The sequence below is a fragment of the Streptomyces sp. adm13(2018) genome (genome assembly GCF_008042145.1).
Classification (GTDB): domain Bacteria; phylum Actinomycetota; class Actinomycetes; order Streptomycetales; family Streptomycetaceae; genus Streptomyces.
In genome coordinates this window covers 1-4,787 of record NZ_RDBH01000326.1, presented here as the reverse complement: position 1 = coordinate 4,787, position 4,787 = coordinate 1, and the positions used below count along the sequence as shown (strand labels likewise).

Genomic DNA, 4,787 nt, shown 5'->3' with positions numbered 1-4,787 from the left:
GCAAACCGCACCCCGAGAAGGAGTTCCCCCATGCAGTCCATCCCCACCCCCAGGCCCTCGTCCGCACCCGTCGACGGCGCCCTCTCGCGCCGGACGATGCTGGTGGGGGCCGCGGCGCTGGCGGGAACCACCGCCGCCGGCGCCGCGGCGGGGCCCGCGCAGGCCGCCGTCCCGACCGCCGGAGCCGCCGGGGTCGCCGCCCCGACCGCCGGAGCCGCGACGGCGGGCGCCCCGGGGCACCGGTCGAGGGCGGTCGTCTTCCGCGATGTGCGGCCCTTCGGCGCGGCACGGGCCAGGGACCTCGTGGTCGTCGACGGCCGCGTCTCCGACCGCCCGGCGCCGCACGGCGCGAAGGTCGTCGACGGCGGCGGCCGGATCGCGCTGCCGTCCCTGGTGGACGCGCACATCCATCCCGACAAGACGACCTGGGGCGGTTCTTGGGTGTCCCGGCGGCCGGCGAGCGGGATCGCCGACTACGTGGCGCAGGACGTGGAGCTGTTCCGCAGCCAGCGGCGCCCGGTCGCGGAGCGGGCGTACGGCCTGATGGCGCACGCCGTCTCCCGGGGCACGCGCGGCATGCGCGCCCACGCCGACGTCGCCCCGGCGTACGGTCTCGCCGGGGTGGAGGGCGTGGCCGAGGCCCGTGAGCGGCTGCGGCACGCCCTCGACGTCCAGATCGTGGCCTTCCCCCAGCACGGGGTGATCCGGACGCCGGGAACGGCCGCGCTCCTCGAACGGGCGGCGCGCGAGGGCCTGATCGACATGATCGGCGGCATCGACCCGATCGGTTTCGACGGCGCCCTCGACGACCAGCTGGACGTCGTGTTCGGCATCGCGGACCGGCACGGCGTGGGCGTGGACATCCACCTGCACGATCGCGGGGAGAAGGGCATGAAGGCGATGCGGGGCATCGTGGACCGCACGCGGGCGCTGTCGCTCGCGGGCAGGGTCACGGTGAGCCACGTCTTCTGTCTGCCGGGCCTGTCGGACCTCGAACTGGGCGCGATCGCGGCCGACCTGGGCGACCAGGACATCGCGCTGACCACGGTCGCCCCCTCCGACTCGCTGGTCCTGCCGATCGAGCGCCTGCGGGAGCACGGGGTGCGGGTCGGACTCGGCTCGGACGGCGTGCGGGACTCGTGGAGCCCGTTCGGGAACGCCGACATGATGCACCGCGCCCACCTGCTCGGCTGGGTGACGGACGTACGCCTGGACGACGAGCTGACCGGCTGCTACGAGGTCGCGGCGCACGGCGGCGCGGACGTCATGGGCCTGGCGCACGCGGACTTCCGGGCCGGTGCACCCGCCGACTTCGTCCTGGTCCGGGGTGAGTGCCTGCCGCAGGTGGTGGTGGACATACCCCGCCGCGATCTGGTGGTGCACGGGGGCGTGGTGGTGGCCCGGGACGGCGAGTTCCTGGCCTGAGGCCGCGGCCCGGGCCGGCCGGGCACCCGTGGGTGCGGGTGCCCGGCCGGCGGCCGGCGGCCTACAGGTAGGGCCGCGTGATCAGCTCGAACGCGTGGCCGCCGGGGTCCTTGAAGTAGACGCCGCGGCCGCCGTGCTCGGAGTTCGTCTCGCCGGGCCGCTTCATCTGGGGATCGGCCCAGTGCTCGACGCCCTGCTCGCGGAGCCGGGCGTAGGCCCGCTCGAAGAGCTCGTCGTCGACGAGGAAGGCGTAGTGCTGCATCTGGATCTCCACCGGGGGCTCGGCGAACTGGATGAGCACGCCGTCGGCGAGCTGGACGTTGACGAAGGGGCCCCAGGACGGGGCCTCGGGGAGCTCCAGGAGCTCCCGGAAGAACCGCGCGGACGCGTGGCGGTCCTTCGCGGCGATGATGGTGTGGTTGAACGTGACTGCCATGGGGATGACCTCGCTCTTGGTTCGACACGAAAGGGACTCGTCGCAGTGCCTGGGCACTGGGGGGGTCCGCGTGCGGAACCTCGGGGGCGCGGGGGACGCACCCACGGAGCGGTCAGTCGTCCACCGGATGGCCCGTCTGTGCATGGCGTCGAATCGCCGGTCCGGTGTTCACGCCGGGGACGTTACTTGATCACCCAGGTGGGGACAAGGGATTTCGAGCCACCCTCCCGGCCGGCCCGCCCGGGAGGGCCGGGTGAGCGCGGGGCACGGTGCGGGGGCGAGGGGTTCGAGCGAGGGACGGCCGGTGCGGCTCAGCCGTTCGGAAGGATCACCGCCCGGCCGTTGACCCGCCCCTCGTGCAGGCGCTCGTACGCCTTCGGGGCGTCGTCCAGGGTGTAGGTCTCGGTGTGCACGTCGATCGCTCCGGTCCGGGCGAGGTCGAGCACCTCGATCAGTTCGGCCCGTGTCCCCCAGTACGGGGACGCGACCGAGACCTCGTACGGCAGGGCGCCGAACCCGACGGGCAGGGTCCCGCCGCCGAGGCCGACGATCGTGACGTCGCCCTCGACGCCGACCATGGCGCCGGCCGCCGTGACCGTCGGCGGGGCGCCGACGAAGTCGAGGACCACCTCGGCGCCGCGTCCGCCGGTCAGTTCGCGCACGGCGGCGGCCGCCCCGGCGTCCGACAGGACGGTCTCGTGCGCGCCGACGGCACGGGCCAGGGCGAGCTTCTCCTCGGTCACGTCCAGGGCGACGACCCGGGCCGCCGTCGTGGCCCGCAGGATCTGGATGGCGACGTGCCCGAGGCCGCCGGTGCCGACGACGACGACGGTGCTGCCGGGGACCAGCTTCGGGAGGGAGCGCTTGACCGCGTGGTACGGGGTGAGGCCGGCGTCCGTGAGCGGTACGGCCCGGACGGGGTCGAGCCCGCCGAGCGGGACGAGGTGGCGGGTGCTGTCCACGATCATGTACTCGGCGATGGCGCCGGGGGCGCCGAGCCCCGGCGGCCTGATGCCCAGTTCGGCGGCGCGCAGGCAGTAGTTCTCCTTGCCCTGGGCGCAGGAGGAACAGCTGCCGCAGCCCCAGGGGCCGTAGACGGCGACCGCGTCGCCGACGGCGAAGCCCTCGGCACCCGCGCCGAGTGCCGCGACGGTGCCGACGCCCTCGTGGCCGAGGGTCAGCGGCAGCGGGAAGGACAGCTGTTCGGCGGGCAGGCTCATGACCGCGATGTCGGAGTGGCAGACACCGGCGGCGGTGATCTTCAGGAGCACCTGGCCGGGTCCGGGCTCCGGGTCGGGGAGGGTGACGACCTCGGGCGCGGCGCCCACCGCGCGGTACTGCAATGCCTTCATGGCGTGTCCTCTCGTGTGCGTCGTCGTGCGCGTGCGCCCCGGACCGGCCGCCCCCGTGCTCGGCGCCGAGCACCTCCCGGGTCGCGTCCCCGGCGCGCCGCCCGGTGCGGTGGCCCACGCCCCTATGTGCACCGTACACCTACCACCCCCTCAACGGGATATTCCTCCGGTATCGCCACCTCACACCGCACAGCGGATCTTCTGACGACTTGTCGCCAATAAGCCGCATTGCACGCATGGACGATCCCGGGCCGGGCAGATCGTCGACGGGCCGATCGGCCCGCGCGAGAGGAGCGTGCCGTGCTGTCCGATCTCTTCGACCGACTGTTCCGACGCCGCGGCTCGGACGGCCGCCCGGGGGCGGGCCCCCGGGGACCCGCGCGCTCACCGGGGAGGCTCGTGCTCGACGCGGACTTCTCCTCCACCGCGCAGTGGGTCGCCGGCCGTTCCTGGGCCTATCCCGGCGGCGGACCGACCAACCCCGGCGACAACAAGCTCGACCACCTCGTGGAGGACCCCGCGTACAGCAGGTCCGGGGTCTTCCGGGCGACCCGCCGCCCCGACGGCAAGTGGGACGCGGGCCTGCTCACCACGGAGGGCAGTGCCGAGGCCTTCCTGGTGCGGGCCGACGACGTCCTGGAGGCGCGGGTGCGCCTGCCGGTCGAGACGGGGGCGTGGCCGGCGATCTGGACCTGGCTCGACGGCGGGCAGGAGATCGACGTCTTCGAGTACCACCCCGACAACCCCGACCTGCTGGAGCTGTCGAACCGGATCAAGTCCCGCCATCTGTACTACCGGAACCCGGCGATCCGCCCGGGGGCCTGGGTCGACCTGCGGGTCGAGTTCGGCGCGCGCAACGTGGTGTGGTGGGTGAACGGCGCCCGGGTCTTCGACGACCGCCGTGGGGTGGGGCGCTCCTGGCGGGCGCACCTCATCGTGAACCTGTCGGTCTGCGCGGGCCGCTACCACCCGGCGCCGGACCCCTCGGTGTCCTCGATGTCGTACGAGGTGGCGCAGTTGCGCGTGTACCGGGACTGATCCCGTCGCGCGGGTCCGCCGGGTGGGCGGCGGGGTCCACGCCGCTCCACGCCGCTCCGCGCCGTCCGGGCCGTCGGCGACGCGCGCGGGAGGAGGGGGGATGCGGGCCCCGGAGGAATCGTCGTTGCGTAGGCTCGAAGCGAGCGTTCCGCGCACCGCACGGTGCCGCCCGTACGACGAGGAGGACCCTCCCATGACCACCGCCGACGAGGGCCGGCAGCAGCAGTTGGACGCGGCCAGCGTCCTCAACGCGAAGACCACCCTCCTCCAGCTCCTCGCACGCGCGGGGGTCTACACCGGCGACGCGGAGGAACTCATCGGGCTCGTCGAGGCCGGCGCGCTCGCCCTCGCCCACGAGGAGATCGCCGGGGCCCGGCGGGACGCCGCCCCGCACGGGACGGCGGACGAGCGGGGGGAGGGCTACGCGTCGGGCTGGTCCGACGGCGCCCTGGCCGTCACCGGTGAACTCGGCGCCCTCGCCGAGCAGGCGCTGCTCCGCGCCGTCGCGACCGCCCCCTCGGCCGACGCCCCCGACG

At 74.5% G+C, this 4,787-nt stretch carries 4 protein-coding genes and 1 pseudogene; 3 read left to right on the top strand and 2 right to left on the bottom strand.

Going from position 1 to position 4,787, the window contains the following annotated elements:
- Window positions 1–96: 96 nt before the first annotated feature.
- Window positions 97–1,425 (top strand): amidohydrolase, encoded by a 1,329-nt coding sequence (locus tag EAO70_RS37225; RefSeq protein WP_148007180.1) that lies wholly within the window; start codon window positions 97–99, stop codon window positions 1,423–1,425.
- A gap of 61 nt (window positions 1,426–1,486) precedes the next feature.
- On the opposite strand, the gene EAO70_RS37220 is transcribed toward EAO70_RS37225, so the two are convergent.
- Window positions 1,487–1,861, bottom strand: a complete 375-nt coding sequence (locus EAO70_RS37220; RefSeq protein WP_148007178.1) for a VOC family protein — start codon at window positions 1,859–1,861, stop codon at window positions 1,487–1,489.
- Window positions 1,862–2,172: 311 nt separating this feature from the next.
- A complete protein-coding gene (locus tag EAO70_RS37215) occupies window positions 2,173–3,213 on the bottom strand; it encodes an NAD(P)-dependent alcohol dehydrogenase (RefSeq protein WP_148007177.1) in 1,041 nt (346 codons plus the stop codon).
- A gap of 300 nt (window positions 3,214–3,513) precedes the next feature.
- On the opposite strand from EAO70_RS37215, the gene EAO70_RS37210 reads away from it, so the two are divergent.
- Window positions 3,514–4,251, top strand: a complete 738-nt coding sequence (locus tag EAO70_RS37210) for a beta-glucanase (protein ID WP_402112767.1) — start codon at window positions 3,514–3,516, stop codon at window positions 4,249–4,251.
- Between the two features lie 193 nt (window positions 4,252–4,444).
- Window positions 4,445–4,787, top strand: a pseudogene (locus EAO70_RS37205) (hypothetical protein); the annotation flags it as partial.